Raw genomic sequence first — 15,144 nt, forward strand, 5'->3', positions numbered from 1 at the left:
TGATTGTTGACAATCTACCGTTGGCCGCTTCCAATGCGGTGCATGAAGCGCGAGGCCCATCCGACGATCGCCCTGTTGCAGTCCAGCTCGCTCACCACCGTGGTGCAGCAGGAGATCGAGCGCCGCATCCTGCAGGGCGAGCTGGCCCCCGGCGCCAAGCTGATCGAGGCCGAGCTCGCCACCGGATTGGGAGTTTCCCGGGGGCCGGTGCGCGAGGCCTTCCGCATGCTCGAAGAGGCCGGCCTGGTGCGCCAGGAGAAGAACCGCGGCGTGTTCGTGCGCGACATCCCGCTCGACGAAGCGATGGAGATCTACGACCTGCGCGCGATGATGGACGAGGCCGTGGGCCGCCAGCTCGCCGAGCGCATCACGCCCGAGCAGCTGAAGGCCGTGCGCGCGATGGTCGACGCGATGGAAAAGGCGGTGAAGGCCGGCGACGCCGACAGCTACCACCTGCTGAACCTCGACTTCCACGACAAGCTGGTCGAGTTCACAGGCAACCGCAAGCTCACCGCCATCTACCGCCGGCTGATCAACGAGCTGTCGCTGTTCCGCCGCATGAACCTGGCCGACCGCAAGCTGCTGCCGATCTCGGCCGGCGAGCACCGCGCCATCGTCAAGGCCATTGCCTCGGGCGACCCCGCGGCCGCCGGCCGCGCGATGCGCGAGCACGTGCTGGTCAGCAAGGACCGCACGCTGAAGAACAACATGCCGCAGGCCGCCACGGTGAAGCCGGCCGGCGCCGCGGCAGCCGCGAACCGAAAGGCGATGTCGAATGCTTGAAGTCAACGGGCGGCGCTACGCGCTGCCGAAGCAACCCACGGTCGTCGTCTGCGTCGACGGCTGCGAGCCCGACTACCTGGCCCAGGCCGTGGCCGGCGGCCAGATGCCGTGGATGAAGCGCACGCTGGCCCAGGGCACCGCGCTGGTGGCCGAGTGCGTGGTGCCCAGCTTCACGAACCCGAACAACCTGAGCATCGTGACCGGCGTGCCGCCCTCAGTGCACGGCATCTGCGGCAACTACCTCCTCGATGTCGAGACCGGCACCGAGGTGATGATGAACGACCCCAAGTGGCTGCGCGCGCCGACCCTGCTGGCCGCGCTGGCGAACGCCGGCAAGTCCTGCGCGGTGGTCACCGCGAAGGACAAGCTGCGCCTGCTGCTGGGCAAGGGCATGAACGGCATCTGCTTCTCGTCCGAGAAGGCCGACCAGGTGACGCAGGCGGCCAATGGCATCGCCGACGTGCTGGGCCTGGTGCAGCGGCCGGTGCCCGATGTCTACAGCGCCGAGCTGTCGGAATTCGTGTTCGCCGCCGGCGTCGCGCTGATGCGCACGCGCCGGCCCGATGTCATGTACCTGTCGACCACCGACTACATCCAGCACAAGCATGCGCCGGGCACGCCGGGCGCGAATGCCTTCTACGCGATGATGGACCGCTACCTCGCCGCGCTGGACGAGATGGGCTGCGTGATCGCGCTGACCGCCGACCACGGCATGAACGCGAAGACGAAGATGGACGGCAACCCCGACGTCATCTACCTGCAGGACCGGCTCGACGGCTGGCTGGGCGCCGGCCGCTCGCGCGTGATCCTGCCGATCACCGACCCCTACGTCGTGCACCACGGCGCGCTGGGCTCGTTCGCCACCGTCTACCTGGGCGAAGAGGACCTGTCACGGGCGATGGCCTGCATCGCCTCGCTGCCCGGCATCGAGCGGGTGCTCTCGCGCGAGGAGGCGGCCCGCGCCTACGAACTGCCGGCCGACCGCATCGGCGACCTGGTGGTGGTGTCCGAGCGCTTCACGGTGATCGGCACGGCGGCGTCGCGCCATGACCTGAGCGCGCTGGAAGTGCCGCTGCGCTCGCACGGCGGCGTCTCCGAGCAGCGCGTGCCGCTGATCCTGAACCGCCGCATCGCCAGCGCGCAGGCCGAGGCCGAGAGTGGCCGCCGCTGGCGCAACTTCGACGCCTTCGACCTCGCTCTCAACCGGGCGCAGTGACCATGCGCAGCGAAGGCTTCCGACTCGCCGGCGAGAAGGTCGGCGCCGATCGCGGCGGCGACCGCGTCATTACCGTGCGCAACCCGTACACCGGCCAGCCGGTAGGCAGCGTGCCCAAGGCCACGCTGGCCGAGGTGCAGCGGGCCTTCGAGATTGCGCGCGCCTACAAGCCGAAGCTCACGCGCTTCGAGCGCTCGAACATCCTGAACCGTGCCGCCGCCGCGGTGCGCGAACGCACGGCCGAGATCGCCGCGCTGATCACCGCCGAGAGCGGGCTGTGCCTGAAGGACAGCACCTATGAAGCCGGCCGCGTGGCCGACGTGCTGATGTTCGGCGCCAACGAATGCCTGAAGGACGACGGCCAGAGCTTCAGCTGCGACATCACACCGCACGGCCGGCAGCGCCGCGTGCACACGCTGCGCGAGCCGCTGCTGGGCGTCATCAGCGCCATCACGCCGTTCAACCACCCGATGAACCAGGTGGCGCACAAGGTGGTGCCCAGCATCGCCACCAACAACCGCATGGTGCTGAAGCCCAGCGAGAAGGTGCCGCTGTCGGCCATCCTGTTCGCCGACATCCTGTACGAGGCCGGGCTGCCGCCCGAGATGCTGAGCATCGTCACCGGCTCGCCCGCCGAGATCGCCGACGAACTGCTGACGCATCCCGCGGTCGACCTCGTCACGGTGGCAACGACCCGATCATCGTGATGGACGATGCCGACCTCGACGAGGCCTCGACCCTGGCGGTGCAGGGCTCGTACAAGAACTCGGGCCAGCGCTGCACCGCGATCAAGCGCATGCTGGTGCACCAGGCGGTGGCCGCGCGCTTCACCGAGCTGGTGGTCGAGAAGACCAAGGCCTGGCGCCATGGCGACCCGGCCGACAAGGCCAGCGAGATGGGCACGGTGATCGACGAGGCCGCGGCGCGCCTGTTCGAGCAGCGGGTCGACGAGGCCATCGCGCAGGGCGCGCGGCTGCTGTGCGGCCACCGGCGCGAAGGCGCGCTGTTCGCGCCGACCGTGCTCGACCGCGTCGACCCGCGCATGACCGTGGTGCGCGAGGAAACCTTCGGCCCGGTGTCGCCGATCATCGCCTTCGGCTCGGTGGACGAGGCCATCGCGATGGCCAACGGCACGGCCTACGGGCTGTCGTCCTCGCTGTGCACGCAGCGCCTGGACGTCATCAGCCGCTTCGTGCGCGAGCTGCACGTGGGCACGGTGAATGTGCGCGAAGTGCCGGGTTACCGCCTGGAGCTCACGCCCTTCGGCGGCATCAAGGACTCGGGCCTGGGCTACAAGGAAGGGGTGCAGGAAGCGATGAAGAGCTTCACGAACCTCAAGACCTATTCATTGCCTTGGTGACGATGCACCGTCAATGATCCATCTATTGAACCTTCTCGCCGCGATCTCGCTGCTCGTCTGGGGCACGCAGATCGTCCGCACCGGCATCCTGCGGGTGTTCGGCGAGAACCTGCGCCACGTGCTGTCGGTCAGCATGAGCGCGCGCTGGCGCGCGGTGCTGGCGGGCCTGGGCGTGACCAGCCTGATCCAGTCCAGCACGGCCACCTGCCTGATCATCTCGTCCTTCCTCGGCCGCAACCTGGTGCCGCTGTCGGCCGCGCTGGCGGTGATGCTGGGCGCCGACATGGGCAGCAGCCTGATGGCGGTGGTGTTCTCGTTCGACCTGTCGTGGCTGTCGCCGTTCCTGATCTTCATCGGCGTCGTGATGTTCGTGACGCGCGAGAAGACCACCGCCGGCCGGCTCGGCCGCGTGGCCATCGGCCTCGGGCTGATCCTGTTGTCGCTGCAGATGATCGGCGAATCGACGCGGCCGCTGATGCAGTCGCCGCCGGTGCGCGCGCTGCTGGTCGCCCTGCCCAACGAGGTGCTGCTGGACATCTTCGTCGGCGCGCTGCTCACCGTGCTGTCGTACTCCAGCCTGGCCATCGTGCTGCTCACCGCCACCTTGGCGGCCTCGGGCATCGTGCCGGCCACGGTGGCACTGGGCCTGGTGCTGGGCGCCAACTTCGGCAGCGGCCTGCTGGCGGTGTTCACCACCGCGCGCGGGCCGGTGGCCGAGCGCCGGCTGCCGATGGGCAACCTGGTGTTCAAGGCGGTCGGCTGCCTGATCGCCATCCCGCTGCTGCCCGAGGCGCACGTGCTGCTGCAGCAGTGGGTGGACACGGTGCACCAGCAGGTGGTGGTGTTCCACCTGGCCTTCAACGTGATGCTCGCCGTCCTGTTCATCGGCCTGACGCAGCCGGTGGCGCGGCTGATCGAATCGCTGTTGACCACGCCACCGGTGGCGGACACGCAAAGGCCGCGGCACCTGGACAAGTCCGCGCTGGCCACGCCCTCGCTGGCCATCAGCTGCGCCGCGCGCGAGGCGCTGCACCAGGCCGACGTGGTGGAGACCATGCTGCGCGGCATCCTGCCGGTGATGCGCAACAACGACCTGGAACTGGCCGAGAAGCTGCGCCGCATGGACGACGTGGTCGACGAGCTGTACTCGGCGATCAAGTTCTACCTGACGCAGATCTCGCGCGAGGCCTTGTCCGAACGCGAGAGCCGGCGCTGGACCGACATCGTCTCGTTCACGATCAACATGGAGCAGATCGGCGACATCATCGAGCGCGTGCTGCAGGACATCGAGGACAAGAAGATCCGCAAGAGCCGCCGCTTCTCCGATGCCGGCATGGCCGAGATCTGCCACCTGCACGAGCGCCTGCTGGCCAACCTGCGCCTGGGCATGAGCGTGTTCCTCGACGGCCATGTGCGCGACGCGAGCAAGCTGCTGGAAGAGAAGGCGCGCTTCCGCGACCTGGAGCACGAGTACGCGGGCAGCCACATCGCGCGGCTGCAGGAGAACACCGCGCAGAGCATCGAGACCAGCTCGCTGCACCTGGACCTGATCAGCGACCTGAAGCGCATCAACTCGCACATCTGCTCGATCGCCTACCCGATCCTCGAATCGGCCGGTGCGTTGACGCAGACGCGCATCCGCCATTCGGCACTCGCCCCGCTGGACGCGGAGGAGCCCTCGGCCCGATGAGTCGTACCCGATGACGCTCACCTGGCCGGTGATGGCGGCCGTGCTGTTCGGCGCCGTGCTGCATGCCTCGTGGAATGCGCTGGTCAAGTCCAGCGGCGACAAGGAGCTCGACACCGCGCTGGTGCACTTCCTCGGCTCGGTGGTGGCGCTGCCGCTGCTGCTGGTGTTCGGCCTGCCGCCGGTGCAGGCGCTGCCCTTCATCGGCGCCTCGCTGGTCATCCACATCGGCTACTACATCGCGCTGGCCGGGGCCTACCACCATGGCGAGCTGGGCCTGACCTACCCGATCATGCGCGGCAGCGCGCCGCTGCTGGTGGCGTTGTTCAGCGGCCTGGTGCTGGGCGAATCGCCGACGCCGCTGGCCTGGGCCGGCATCCTGGGCATCACCGCCGGCGTCGCGATGGTCGGGCTGGCCCATCCCGGCGAGACGCTGCACCACCGCAAGGCGCTGGCCTATGCCTTCACCAATGCGCTGATCATCGCGCTGTACACCTTCGTCGACGGAAAGGGCGTGCGCACCACGGTCGGCGCCGGCCACACCGCGGCGGCCTACGTGATGCTGCTGTTCGTGCTGGACGGCTTCCCGTACTCGGCGCTGGTGTGGTCGCGCCGCAGCCCCGAGCAGCGCCGGATGGCGCTGGCCTACGCACGCCGGCGCTGGCCGCTGGCCGCGCTGGGCGGTGCCGCGTCCATCGGAAGCTATGCCATCGCGCTGTGGGCCATGACCCGCGCGCCGGTGGCCAGCGTCGCCGCGCTGCGCGAGACCTCGGTGCTGTTCGCCACCGTGATCGGCACGCTGGTGCTGAAGGAAGGTTTCGGCATCCAGCGCGCCCTCGGCACCGCCGTCATCGTGGGCGGGGTGATGGCATTGCGGCTGGGGTGATGCCCACCCTCAGGCGGCCTGCGGCAGCGCGAATTCGAAGCGCGTGCCCTGCGCCAGTTGCGAGCTCACGCGCACGGCGCTGCCGTGGATCTCGAGGATGCGCTTGACGATCGCCAGCCCCAGGCCCGAGCTCGCGCCCGAGCGCAGTTCGTCCTCGTCGCCACTGCGCCAGTAGCGGTCGAAGATGTAGGGCAGGTGTTCGGCGGCGATGCCGCGCCCGGTGTCGGCCACGCTCACCGAGAAGCCGCCTTCGCGTGCCGAGACGGCCAGCGTCACGCTGCCGCCCTGCGGCGTGAAGCGCAGCGCGTTGTCGATCAGGTTCTGCATCACGCGCTCGATCAGCGCGATGTCGGCCCGCACCGGCGCCGCGCGGTGGCTGTCGTCGGCCAGGCGCAGCCGCACGCCGCGCTCGCGCGCGGCCGGCTGGTAGGCCTGGATCACGTCCTGCAGCAGTTCGGCCAGGCAGAAAACGTCCAGCCGCGGCTCGACGCGGCCGGCATCGAGCTTGGACAGCTCGAACAGCTCGCCGATGCGTTGGCGCAACCGCTCGGCCTGGCGCAGGCTGGTGCGCAGGTACTGGGTGCGGGTGTCGGGCGGAAGGGCGTCGCCTTTCAGCAGCACGGTCTCGAGGAAGCCGCGCAGGCTGGCCAGCGGCGTGCGCAGGTCGTGCGAGATGCCGCTGACCAGGTCCCGCCGCTGCTGGTCGGCTTCCTCCAGTCGCCGGAACTGCGAGTCCACGCGCGCCTGCAGCGCAGCCACGGCGCTGCGCAGCAGCTCGATCTCGTCGCGCCCCGACACCGCCGGCGGCGCGTCGCCGGCCCGGATGGCCTGCACCTGCCGCGCCAGCTGGCGCAGCGGCCGCGTCAGCGTGCCCAGCACGAAGAACACCGCCAGTGAACCGGCCGCCGCCACCAGCAGCAGGGCGCCCAGCATTTCGCGCCGCGCGAGCGAACCGGCCAGCTCGGCCGCCACCGCGCGCTGGGCGCGGCCCTGCAGCACCAGGTAGAGATAACCTGCAGGATGGGCGTCCGGCGTCAGCGGCGCCACCGAGACGACGCTGTGCCGGCCCGGCTGGCGCGGGTCGTCACCCAGCACCGGCAGGCGCGGGGCGTCGCCGCCGGCCACCAGCGGCTGCACCGCGGCCAGGTCGACACGCCGGCCCACCGGGTCGGTGGCCGGGGCCTCGTGCAGCGCATGCGCGAGCACCTGGCCTTCGCGGTCCAGCAGGTACAGCTCCACCGCCGGGTTGATCGCCATCACGTGTGAGGCCAGCGCGGCCATGGCCGGCCGGTTCGGCGCGCCTTGCGCGTCCAGCAGGGGCTGCGCCTGGTGCTCGGCCACATAGCGCGCCAGGCCGAGGTTGATGCGCTGCACCGATTCCAGGTCGGCCTGGCGGGCGGCATGGTGCACCACCGCCAGCATCGCCGCGCAGCACAGCAGGATCAGCAGGCTCACGGCGGCGCCGAGCTTCAGGTGCAGCGGCAGCTTCATGCTGGTGCCTCGAAGCGGTAGCCCACGCCCCACACGGTGTGGATGAAGCCGCCCGGCGTCAGTGGCGTGCCGAGCTTGTTGCGCAGCCGGTTGATGTGGGTGTTGACGGTGTGGTCGTAGCCGTCGTGGCCATGGCCCCACACCGCGTCGAGCAGCTCGTCACGCGTGAACACCCGGCCCGGGTGGCAGGCGAAGTACCACAGCAGGTCGAATTCGCGCGGCGTCAGCGCGAGTTCGCCCGGGCCGAGCCAGGCGCGCCGCTGCGGCCGGTCGATGCGCAGCGGCCCGGTGGCCAGCACCGTGGGCGCCGCGGCGCCGGCCGCCTCGGCATCGGCGGCCGGCATCGCGGCGCGCCGCATCAGCGCCTTCACCCGGGCCACCAGCTCGACCACGCTGAAGGGCTTGGTCAGGTAGTCGTCTGCGCCGAGTTCGAGGCCCAGCACGCGGTCGAGCTCGGTGGCCCGGGCGGTCAGCATCAGCACCGGCACGCGGGCGGCCTGCGCGCGCAACTCGCGGCACAGGTCCAGGCCGTTGAGGCCGGGCAGGCCGATGTCCAGCACCACGGCGTCCCAGGGGCCGCGGGTCAGCGCGAGGCCCAGGCCCTGGCGGCCGTCGCTGGCCAGCGTCACCTGGGCTGGCAGCTCGGACAGGTGCAGCGACAGCAGTTCGGCGATGTCGCGGTCGTCCTCGATAACGAGCAAACGACGCGTCGCCAGCAGGGCTTCGGTCATGCGCAAAGGAGCAGGGTTCGACCTCATGGGTCGCGCGAGCGCGCCATTCCTTACAGCCGGCCGCCGAATCGGCTGCGCCGGTGGCGGCCGCGATGAATCGGCGCCCATTCGGTGACGGAATCGTGAGGATCTGCCGGCCCGACGCGAGAAGACTGCGCAGCTGTCCGCTGGCGGCCCTCGGGCGCCGCGGCGGCGAGCCCCCTGTTCTCCCTCTCTCGATGGAAGCGATCCCCCATGAACACCCCACGTCGTACCCTGCTTCGCACCCTGGCCTGGTCGATCGGCCTGGCCGCCGCCTCGATGGCCGCCGCGCCGGCCGCCTTCGCCGGCGTCGACGATGCCGACGGCCTGCGCGCCGGCATGGTCTTCACCAGCAGCAATGCCGCCGAGGGCAACGAGGTGCTCGTCTATGGCACCGATGCCGCGGGCCAGCTGGCCCTGAAGAGCCATGTGCCCACCGCGGGCCTGGGTTCGGGCGCCGGTCTCGGCTCGCAAGGCGCCGTCACGCTCAGCGGCGACGGCCACTTCCTGTTCGTCGTCAATGCCGGCAGCAACACGGTGACGACCTTCCTGGTGACGCCGCGGGCGCTGGTGCGGGTGTCCACCGTCGACTCCGGCGGACTGCACCCGATCAGCGTCACCGAATACCGCGGCACCGTGTATGTGCTCAACGACGGTGGCAGCGGCAACGTGGCCGGCTTCCGCAATGCGCGCGGCGTGCTGCAGCCGATACCGGGGGCCAGCGGCGGGCTCTCGGCGGCCGGCGGCACCGGGCCGGCGCAGGTGGGCTTCAGCGACGACGGTGATGCGCTGGTCGTCACCGAGAAGGCCACCAACAAGCTGGTGAGCTATGCGGTGCGCCCGGACGGCAGCATCGGCGCGCCGGTGGTCACGCCGTCGCCCGGCCAGACGCCGTTCGGCTTTGCCTTCAACCGCCGCAATCGCCTGGTGGTGACCGAGGCGGTGGGCGGCGCGGCCGGCGCCAGCACGGTGTCCTCCTACCGCTTCACGCAGCGCGCGCCGGAGCAACCGGTGGTGGTGAGCCGGGCGGTGCCCGACCAGCAGGGCGCGGCCTGCTGGGTGGCGGTGACGCCCGACGGCCAGTACGCCTTTGTCGCCAACACCGGCAGCAGCTCGATCAGCAGCTACCGGGTCGACCGGGGCGGCAGCATCGCGCTGCTGGCCGCACAGGCAGGCGACACCGGTGCGGGCTCGGCGCCGGCGGACACCGCGGTGTCGGTGAATGGCCAGCGCCTGTTCGTGCGCAATGGCCGGACCGCGACGATCGGCGCCTTCGCGATCGGTGACGGCGGCAGCCTGAGCCCGCTGCCCTTTGCCGCCAACCTGCCGGCCACGGCGGTGGGCCTGGCCAGCAACTGATCGGCCGGCGCGGGTTCAGCCGGGCACTGCACCGGCGCCGAAGTGCCGGTCGATCCAGCCCAGCGCAGTGTCCGGCTCGAGCCGCAGCCGGTAGTCGGGCTCGACGAAGGCCTCGCGCACGAGGCCATCGCGGCCGACCAGGAAGGCCGCCGGCAGCGGCAGCTCGAAGCTGCCGTTGCCGTTGCGTGCAGGCAGGTCGACGCCCCAGGCCTGGTACAGCGGGCGCAGGCCTTCGTCGAGCGTGAAGACGATGCCGCAGCGTCGGGCCAGCCCGAGGCCGGCATCGGTGAGCAACGGAAATGCCAGCCCGTGCTGTTGCACCAGGGCCAGGCTGTGGTCCGGCCGCTCCGGCGACACCGCGACGAGTTGCACGCCGTGGCGCCGGAAGTGCGGCAGGTGGCCCTGCAGCGCACGCAGCGCCAGGTTGCAGAACGGGCACCACTGGCCGCGGTAGAAGTTCAACAGCACCGGCCCCTGCTCGAGCAGCGCCGAGAGCGCGAGCAGGCGGCCGTCCGCATCGGGCAGCTCGAAGGCCGGCAGTGCCTGGCCCGGCCGCAGCGCCTGCTGCGCGAGTCCGCTCGCGACCAGCGCCTGCTGGGCCGTCTGCATCGCGGCCTGCACCGCCGCCGGGGCCTGGCTGCGCCCGCGCTCGGCCAGGGCGCGCAGTTCGTGATCAAGGCTCATGGGGTTTCGCCCACCGGGGCGCCGTCATCGGGATGCCCGATGCTGAGCGCGCCGGATCACGAAAGTCTCACGAACTCGTCACGGAGCCTTCAACGCCCGGACTTGGCGGGACGCTGCGTCGCGGGCGGCAGGCCGGCCTCGGCGCGGGCCTGGGCCAGCAGTTCGGACAGCCTGGCCGGCGTCAGGCCCTTCAGCGCGCAGAAGTTCGCTTCGCTCAGGCGCGTGCCTTCGTAGTCGCGCAGCAGGCGGGCGCGCTCGTACTTCTGCGGATCCTGCTCGCGGTTGGGCAGTTCGCGCTGCGCGTGCTCGGGGCGCGGCGGGCGGTCACCGTGCGAAGGGCGGTCGGGGCGTGGCTGGCCTTCCGGGCGCGGCGGGCGATCGTGGCGCGGGCGGCCGTCCGGCCGTGGGCCGCGATCGGGCCGCGGTGGGCGCTGCTGTTCGCCCTGGGGACGAGGCGGGCGCTGTTGAGCATCGCCCTGGGGACGAGGCGGGCGCTGTTGAGCATCGCCCTGTGGACGAGGCGGGCGCTGCTGCCCATCGCCCTGCGGACGGGGCGGTCGTTGCTCGCCCTGCGGACGCGGTGGGCGCTGCTGGCCCTCGCCCTGCGGACGCGGTGGCCGCTGCTCGCCGGGCGGGCGGGGGGGGCGCGGCGGGCGCGCTCCTTCCTGCCGCGGCCGTGGGTCGGGTCGTTGACCGCCGGGGCCGCGCGGGCCCTCGCGGCGCGGGCCATCGGGCCGCGGCGGCCGGTCGCCGCTGGGTGCGGCGGTGGCCGTGCCTTCGGTGCCGGGGGCAGCCGCGGGCGCGGCCGGCGGCCGCTGTGCGTCGCGCCGTGCGCGACGGCGCGCAATCTCGGCGGCTGCGGCGTCGCGGTGCTCGTCGCTCACCGGGCCGGCGGGCTGGCCGTCGAGGTCGAAGCGCTCGGCCGACTTGCTCAAGGCCAGCAGGTAGGGCGTGCTCAGCGTGTGGCGGCGGAAGAAGACCGACAGCTCGCGCTTGCTGAAGCGGCCCGGCGCGCGTGCCTGGATGTCTTCCTGGATGCGCAGCTTGATCGGCTTGGGCGGCCGGCCGAACAGCGCGGGGAACAGTGCCTGCATCTGTGCGGTGACGGCGGGCAGGTCGACCTCGGGTGCGGCAGGCTTCTTGGCGGCGGGTTCGGCCGCAGGCTCGGTTGCGGGTTCGGTCGCAGCGGGCTCGGTCGCAGCGACCGCCAAGGCCACTGGCTCTGCTTCCGCTGCCGCGGGTTCGGCTGCAACGGGTTCTGCTGCAGCGGGCTCGGCGGCGACCGGCTCGGCCGTCGTCGCCGCGGCCGCGGGGGGTTCGGCGGTCGGGCCCTCGGGCACGGCAGCGGGCGGGGCAGCACCATCGTGGCCCGGCGGCACGGGGGTGTCGCTGGGGGGCGGGGCTTCGGATGGCGGGTGGGCGTCGGTCATCATGCAAGGTGCTTCTGTGGCACCGGGGTCGGAATAGCCGGGTCCGTGATTGTGCCGACCCTGGCGGCCCTGTCGACCACCGCGGCCACGGCGGCCTGCGCCGCGCTGCCGTACTTGCCGACCACCGCGACGGCGGGCGGTGCGGCCAGCAGGCGCTGGAACGCGTCGCGCACCTGGCCGGCGGTGAGGGCCTGCGTCAACGCGATGCGCTCGCTGCGCGGGCGCACCCGGCCGTGCACGAAGAGCTCCTGCGCCGCCGTCTCCAGCTGCTGGAAGGGCTTTTCCTGGGTGCGCAGCAGCCGCACCAGGGTCTGGTTGCGTGCACGTTCCAGGTCCACCGGCTGGACGCCTTCGGCCTGCGCCTGCAGCAGGCGGTTGACCCCGGTGAAGAACTCGCTCAGGTGCTCGGGCGCGGTGGAGGCCTCGATGACGAACTGGCCGCTCTGCGCCATCGGCTCGGCCGTGCAGTTGGCGTAGTAGACCAGGCCGCGCCGCTCGCGCAGCTCGTCGAGCAGCGGCGAGCTCATGCCTTCGCCGAACACCGTGGCCGCGGCCTGGCTGGCGGCATCGTCGGCCTGCAGCGAGGGGATCGGGTAGCCCAGCAGCGCATGGCTCTGGCCGATGCCGGCATGGCGCTTGTGGCGGCAGCCGCCCATCCATTGCGGCGCGGCGACCGTGTTCGGCTGGCCCGACGGCATGGCGCCGAAGGCGGCCTCGGCGGCCCGCGTGATCTGTTGCGGGTCGAGCGCGCCGCAGGCCGCGACGACGACATTGCAGCCGGTGTACTGCTGCCGCACATGGGCCAGCAGGTCGTCGCGGCTGAAGCGGCGGATGTTGGCGCGCTGGCCGATCACCGGCCGCGCGATCGGGTGATCGCCCCAGCAGGCCAGGTCGAACAGCTTGTAGGCGTTGGACAGCGGGTCGTCCTCGTCCTCGGCGTACTCCTGCAGGATGACCTGGCGCTCGCGCTCCAGTTCGTCGGCCGGGAAGCTGCTGTTGAGCACGATGTCGCCGAGCATGCCGATCAGCGCCGGCGCATGCTGCGCCAGGCCGTGCATGTGGAAGGCGGTGTGGTCCTTGTCGGTGTGCGCATTGACCTCGGCGCCCAGGCGCTCGGCATCGAGGTTGATGCGCTGGCAGTCGCGCGTGGTGGTGCCCTTGAAGGCCATGTGCTCGGCGACATGGCTGATGCCGTTCAGGCGCCGGCTCTCATGCTGGCTGCCGCTGCGCACGAAGATGCTCAACGAGGCGATGTCCAGCCAGGGTTGCACCAGGGTCAGCACGCGCACGCCGTTGGGCAGCGTGTGGACGTGGGTTTCGGGATCTTTTGTCGTCATCAAGGCAGGGCCAGGCCCTTCGCTTTCATCACCGTGCGGGCACGGTCGGGGTAGTCGGTGATCAGTCCGTCGACGCCCCAGTCGATCAGACGCGCCATGTCGTCGGGGTTGTTGACGGTCCAGGGCAGCACCTGCAGGCCGAGCTGGTGCGCTTCGGCCACCAGCGCGGCGCTGACATCGGCGTGGGCCGGGCTCCAGATCGCGCCGCCGGCGGCCTTCACCATCTTCGGCAGCGAACCGTGCGTCTTCAGGTCGAAGCCTGCGGTCCATTGTCCGCTGCCGATGGTGTCGAAGGTGGGCCGCTGGGCGCTGAGGTAGGCGGTGGGGATCTCGGGCGCCAGCTGCTGGGCGATGCGCAGCGCGCGCCAGTCGAAGCCCTGCAAGGTGATGCGACGGGCGAGGCCGTGTTCGCGCACCACGGCCAGCACGGCCTGGACGATGGCCTCGGGCGCGGGCGTTTCGTCCGGCCTGGTCGGGTTCAGCTTGATCTCGACGTTCGCACGCAGGGCCTCGCGGCCGGGCGCGCGCATCAGCGCGAACACCTCGGCCAGCGTGGGCAGCCGCTCGCCATCGGCCGGCTGCTGCTGCGGGAAGTTCTGTGCCACGCTGCTGCCGGGCCGCGCGCGGCCGAGCTGGTAGCGCGACTGCAGCGCGTCGCGCGTCAGGCTGCGGATCAGCGGTCCCGGGCCGGGCAGCCAATCGCCTTGCGTGTCGCGCACCAGGTCGCGGTTGAGCATCGGGTCGTGCGAGACCATCGGCACGCCGTCGGCGCTGAGGTGCACGTCCAGCTCCAGCGTGTTGACGCCGATGCCGATGGCGGTGCGGAACGCGGCCAGCGTGTTCTCGGGCGCCAGGCCGCGCGCACCGCGGTGGCCCTCGAGGTCGAAGGCCGCCACCGTGCCGGCGGCCATCAGCGCCAGGCCGGCCAGCAGCAGTGCGCGCAGCGCCTTCACGCCGCCTGCTGCCAGGCGGCCCGGGCTTGGCCGTAACGCGCAAAAAGCGCGTCCCTGGACCGCGGGTCGATGTTCACCTTGCTCAGGTCGCCGCGCACCTGCGGCAGCGCCAGCAGGCGCGGGTCCATCACCTTGAACCACAGCGGCGGGCAGTACGAGAGCGGGAACATGCCGAAGTAGCCGCTGGGCAGCTGCGGCAGGTCTTCGAAGTGGCGCAGGCTCTGGTAGCGGCGCGATGGGTAGGCATGGTGGTCGGAATGCCGCTGCAGGTGGAAGGTGGCCAGGTTGGTGACCAGGTGGTTGGTGTTCCAGGAGTGGTGCGGCTTCGGTGACTCGTAACCGGCGCCTTCGCGCTGGCGCAGTAGCCCGTAGTGCTCGACATAGTTGGCCGAGGTCAGCTGCCACCAGGCGACGACATTGTGGATGGCCAGGAAGGGCAGCATGATCCAGCCGAAAGCCCAGATCAGCGCGCCCTGCAGCAGCAGCGTGACGGCATAGGACTGCAGCATCGCGTTGTGGCGCAGGTTCCACGGCGAATGGCCGGCCGCGCGCAGGCGCTGCGATTCCAGCTGCCAGGCGCGCCGGATGCCGCCGGGCAGCTCGCGCAGCGCGAAGCGGTAGATGCTTTCGCCCATGCGCGAACTGGCGTGGTCTTCCGGCGTGGCCACCCAGCGGTGGTGGCCGCGGCCATGCTCGACCGTGAAGTGGCCATAGGCCGGCACCGCCAGCGCCAGCCGTGCCAGCCACTGCTCGACGGCGTTGTGCTTGTGGCCGAGCTCGTGCGCGGTGTTCAGCCCCAGGCCTGCATCGGTGCCGGCCACGTAGGCCAGGATCAGCAGCGCCCACCACGACAGGTCATGCGTGCCCACCCACCAGGCGCAGCCGATCAGCGCCACGAAGTGCAGCGGCACCGTGGCCCAGGTCAGCCAGCGGTAGTAGCGGTCTTGCTCCAGCTGCGGCACCACCGCCTCGGGCGGGTTGTTGCGGTCTTCGCCGATCAGGGCGTCCAGCAGCGGCATCAGCCCGTAGCTGATGAGCAGCGGCAGCGCCAGCATCGCCTGCCAGCCGGTGACATGGTGGGCCCACAGGCCGACGAAGGGCATCAGCGGGTACAGCACCGACAGGCTCCAGCCCCAGCGCTTGCGGTCGCGGTATTCGACGCGACGGCCTTGCCCGTCGATGGCACTGTAGACCTTGCCCATTCCG

Annotated in this window: 12 protein-coding genes and 1 pseudogene; 6 read left to right on the plus strand and 7 right to left on the minus strand. The window is 71.2% G+C overall.

The window, feature by feature from the left end; genetic code table 11:
• Positions 1 to 42: 42 nt before the first annotated feature.
• The 5 genes and pseudogenes from ACILR4_RS12265 (at position 43) to ACILR4_RS12285 (ending at position 5,932) form a co-directional block, all read left to right on the plus strand.
• Entirely contained in the window at positions 43 to 783 is a 741-nt protein-coding gene (locus ACILR4_RS12265; protein ID WP_395701141.1) for a phosphonate utilization associated transcriptional regulator, read from the plus strand.
• Positions 776 to 1,999 (plus strand): phosphonoacetate hydrolase, encoded by a 1,224-nt coding sequence (gene phnA / locus ACILR4_RS12270; RefSeq protein WP_395701142.1) that lies wholly within the window; start codon positions 776 to 778, stop codon positions 1,997 to 1,999. The genes ACILR4_RS12265 and phnA overlap by 8 nt, the downstream gene beginning before the upstream one ends.
• Before the next feature lie 2 nt (positions 2,000 to 2,001).
• Positions 2,002 to 3,359, plus strand: a pseudogene (locus tag ACILR4_RS12275) (aldehyde dehydrogenase family protein).
• A gap of 13 nt (positions 3,360 to 3,372) precedes the next feature.
• Entirely contained in the window at positions 3,373 to 5,049 is a 1,677-nt protein-coding gene (locus tag ACILR4_RS12280; protein WP_395701143.1) for a Na/Pi cotransporter family protein, read from the plus strand.
• A 10-nt stretch (positions 5,050 to 5,059) separates the two neighbouring features.
• Entirely contained in the window at positions 5,060 to 5,932 is an 873-nt protein-coding gene (locus ACILR4_RS12285) for an EamA family transporter (protein WP_395701144.1), read from the plus strand.
• Positions 5,933 to 5,941: 9 nt separating this feature from the next.
• On the opposite strand, the gene ACILR4_RS12290 is transcribed toward ACILR4_RS12285, so the two are convergent.
• Together ACILR4_RS12290 and ACILR4_RS12295 are read right to left on the minus strand one after the other, a co-directional pair.
• Positions 5,942 to 7,423, minus strand: a complete 1,482-nt coding sequence (locus tag ACILR4_RS12290; protein WP_395701145.1) for a sensor histidine kinase — start codon at positions 7,421 to 7,423, stop codon at positions 5,942 to 5,944.
• Positions 7,420 to 8,154: a response regulator transcription factor gene (locus ACILR4_RS12295; protein WP_395701146.1), complete on the minus strand. Its 735-nt coding sequence runs from the start codon at positions 8,152 to 8,154 to the stop codon at positions 7,420 to 7,422. The genes ACILR4_RS12290 and ACILR4_RS12295 overlap by 4 nt, the downstream gene beginning before the upstream one ends.
• Positions 8,155 to 8,388: 234 nt before the next feature.
• On the opposite strand from ACILR4_RS12295, the gene ACILR4_RS12300 reads away from it, so the two are divergent.
• Entirely contained in the window at positions 8,389 to 9,534 is a 1,146-nt protein-coding gene (locus tag ACILR4_RS12300; protein ID WP_395701147.1) for a lactonase family protein, read from the plus strand.
• 15 nt (positions 9,535 to 9,549) lie between these two features.
• Here ACILR4_RS12300 and ACILR4_RS12305 read toward each other — a convergent pair whose 3' ends face one another.
• From ACILR4_RS12305 to ACILR4_RS12325, 5 genes are all read right to left on the minus strand, one after another.
• Complete coding sequence (locus ACILR4_RS12305) at positions 9,550 to 10,218, minus strand: peroxiredoxin-like family protein (RefSeq protein ID WP_395701148.1); 669 nt, start codon at positions 10,216 to 10,218, stop codon at positions 9,550 to 9,552.
• Between the two features lie 89 nt (positions 10,219 to 10,307).
• Complete coding sequence (locus tag ACILR4_RS12310; RefSeq protein WP_395701149.1) at positions 10,308 to 11,429, minus strand: ProQ/FINO family protein; 1,122 nt, start codon at positions 11,427 to 11,429, stop codon at positions 10,308 to 10,310.
• A gap of 218 nt (positions 11,430 to 11,647) precedes the next feature.
• Positions 11,648 to 12,985, minus strand: coding sequence for a M16 family metallopeptidase (locus ACILR4_RS12315; protein WP_395701150.1), 1,338 nt, complete (start codon positions 12,983 to 12,985; stop codon positions 11,648 to 11,650).
• Positions 12,985 to 13,938 (minus strand): glycerophosphodiester phosphodiesterase, encoded by a 954-nt coding sequence (locus tag ACILR4_RS12320; RefSeq protein WP_395701151.1) that lies wholly within the window; start codon positions 13,936 to 13,938, stop codon positions 12,985 to 12,987. Before ACILR4_RS12320 ends, ACILR4_RS12315 begins: the two co-directional genes overlap by 1 nt.
• On the minus strand, positions 13,935 to 15,140 hold the full coding sequence (locus ACILR4_RS12325; protein ID WP_395701152.1) for an alkane 1-monooxygenase: 1,206 nt from the start codon (positions 15,138 to 15,140) through the stop codon (positions 13,935 to 13,937). The genes ACILR4_RS12320 and ACILR4_RS12325 overlap by 4 nt, the downstream gene beginning before the upstream one ends.
• Between the last annotated feature and the right edge of the window lie 4 nt (positions 15,141 to 15,144).

Origin of the sequence: Aquabacterium sp. (genome assembly GCF_044226965.1) — a bacterium.
GTDB lineage: Bacteria > Pseudomonadota > Gammaproteobacteria > Burkholderiales > Burkholderiaceae_C > Pseudaquabacterium.

Excerpts from the sequence above, each read along its gene's own strand:
- ACILR4_RS12265 (WP_395701141.1), top strand. The coding sequence starts at position 43 with ATGAAGCGCGAGGCCCATCCGACGATCGCCCTGTTGCAGTCCAGCTCG.
- phnA (WP_395701142.1), top strand. The coding sequence starts at position 776 with ATGCTTGAAGTCAACGGGCGGCGCTACGCGCTGCCGAAGCAACCCACG.
- ACILR4_RS12280 (WP_395701143.1), top strand. The coding sequence starts at position 3,373 with ATGATCCATCTATTGAACCTTCTCGCCGCGATCTCGCTGCTCGTCTGG.
- ACILR4_RS12285 (WP_395701144.1), top strand. The coding sequence starts at position 5,060 with ATGACGCTCACCTGGCCGGTGATGGCGGCCGTGCTGTTCGGCGCCGTG.
- ACILR4_RS12290 (WP_395701145.1), bottom strand. The coding sequence starts at position 7,423 with ATGAAGCTGCCGCTGCACCTGAAGCTCGGCGCCGCCGTGAGCCTGCTG.
- ACILR4_RS12295 (WP_395701146.1), bottom strand. The coding sequence starts at position 8,154 with ATGACCGAAGCCCTGCTGGCGACGCGTCGTTTGCTCGTTATCGAGGAC.
- ACILR4_RS12300 (WP_395701147.1), top strand. The coding sequence starts at position 8,389 with ATGAACACCCCACGTCGTACCCTGCTTCGCACCCTGGCCTGGTCGATC.
- ACILR4_RS12305 (WP_395701148.1), bottom strand. The coding sequence starts at position 10,218 with ATGAGCCTTGATCACGAACTGCGCGCCCTGGCCGAGCGCGGGCGCAGC.
- ACILR4_RS12315 (WP_395701150.1), bottom strand. The coding sequence starts at position 12,985 with ATGACGACAAAAGATCCCGAAACCCACGTCCACACGCTGCCCAACGGC.
- ACILR4_RS12325 (WP_395701152.1), bottom strand. The coding sequence starts at position 15,140 with ATGGGCAAGGTCTACAGTGCCATCGACGGGCAAGGCCGTCGCGTCGAA.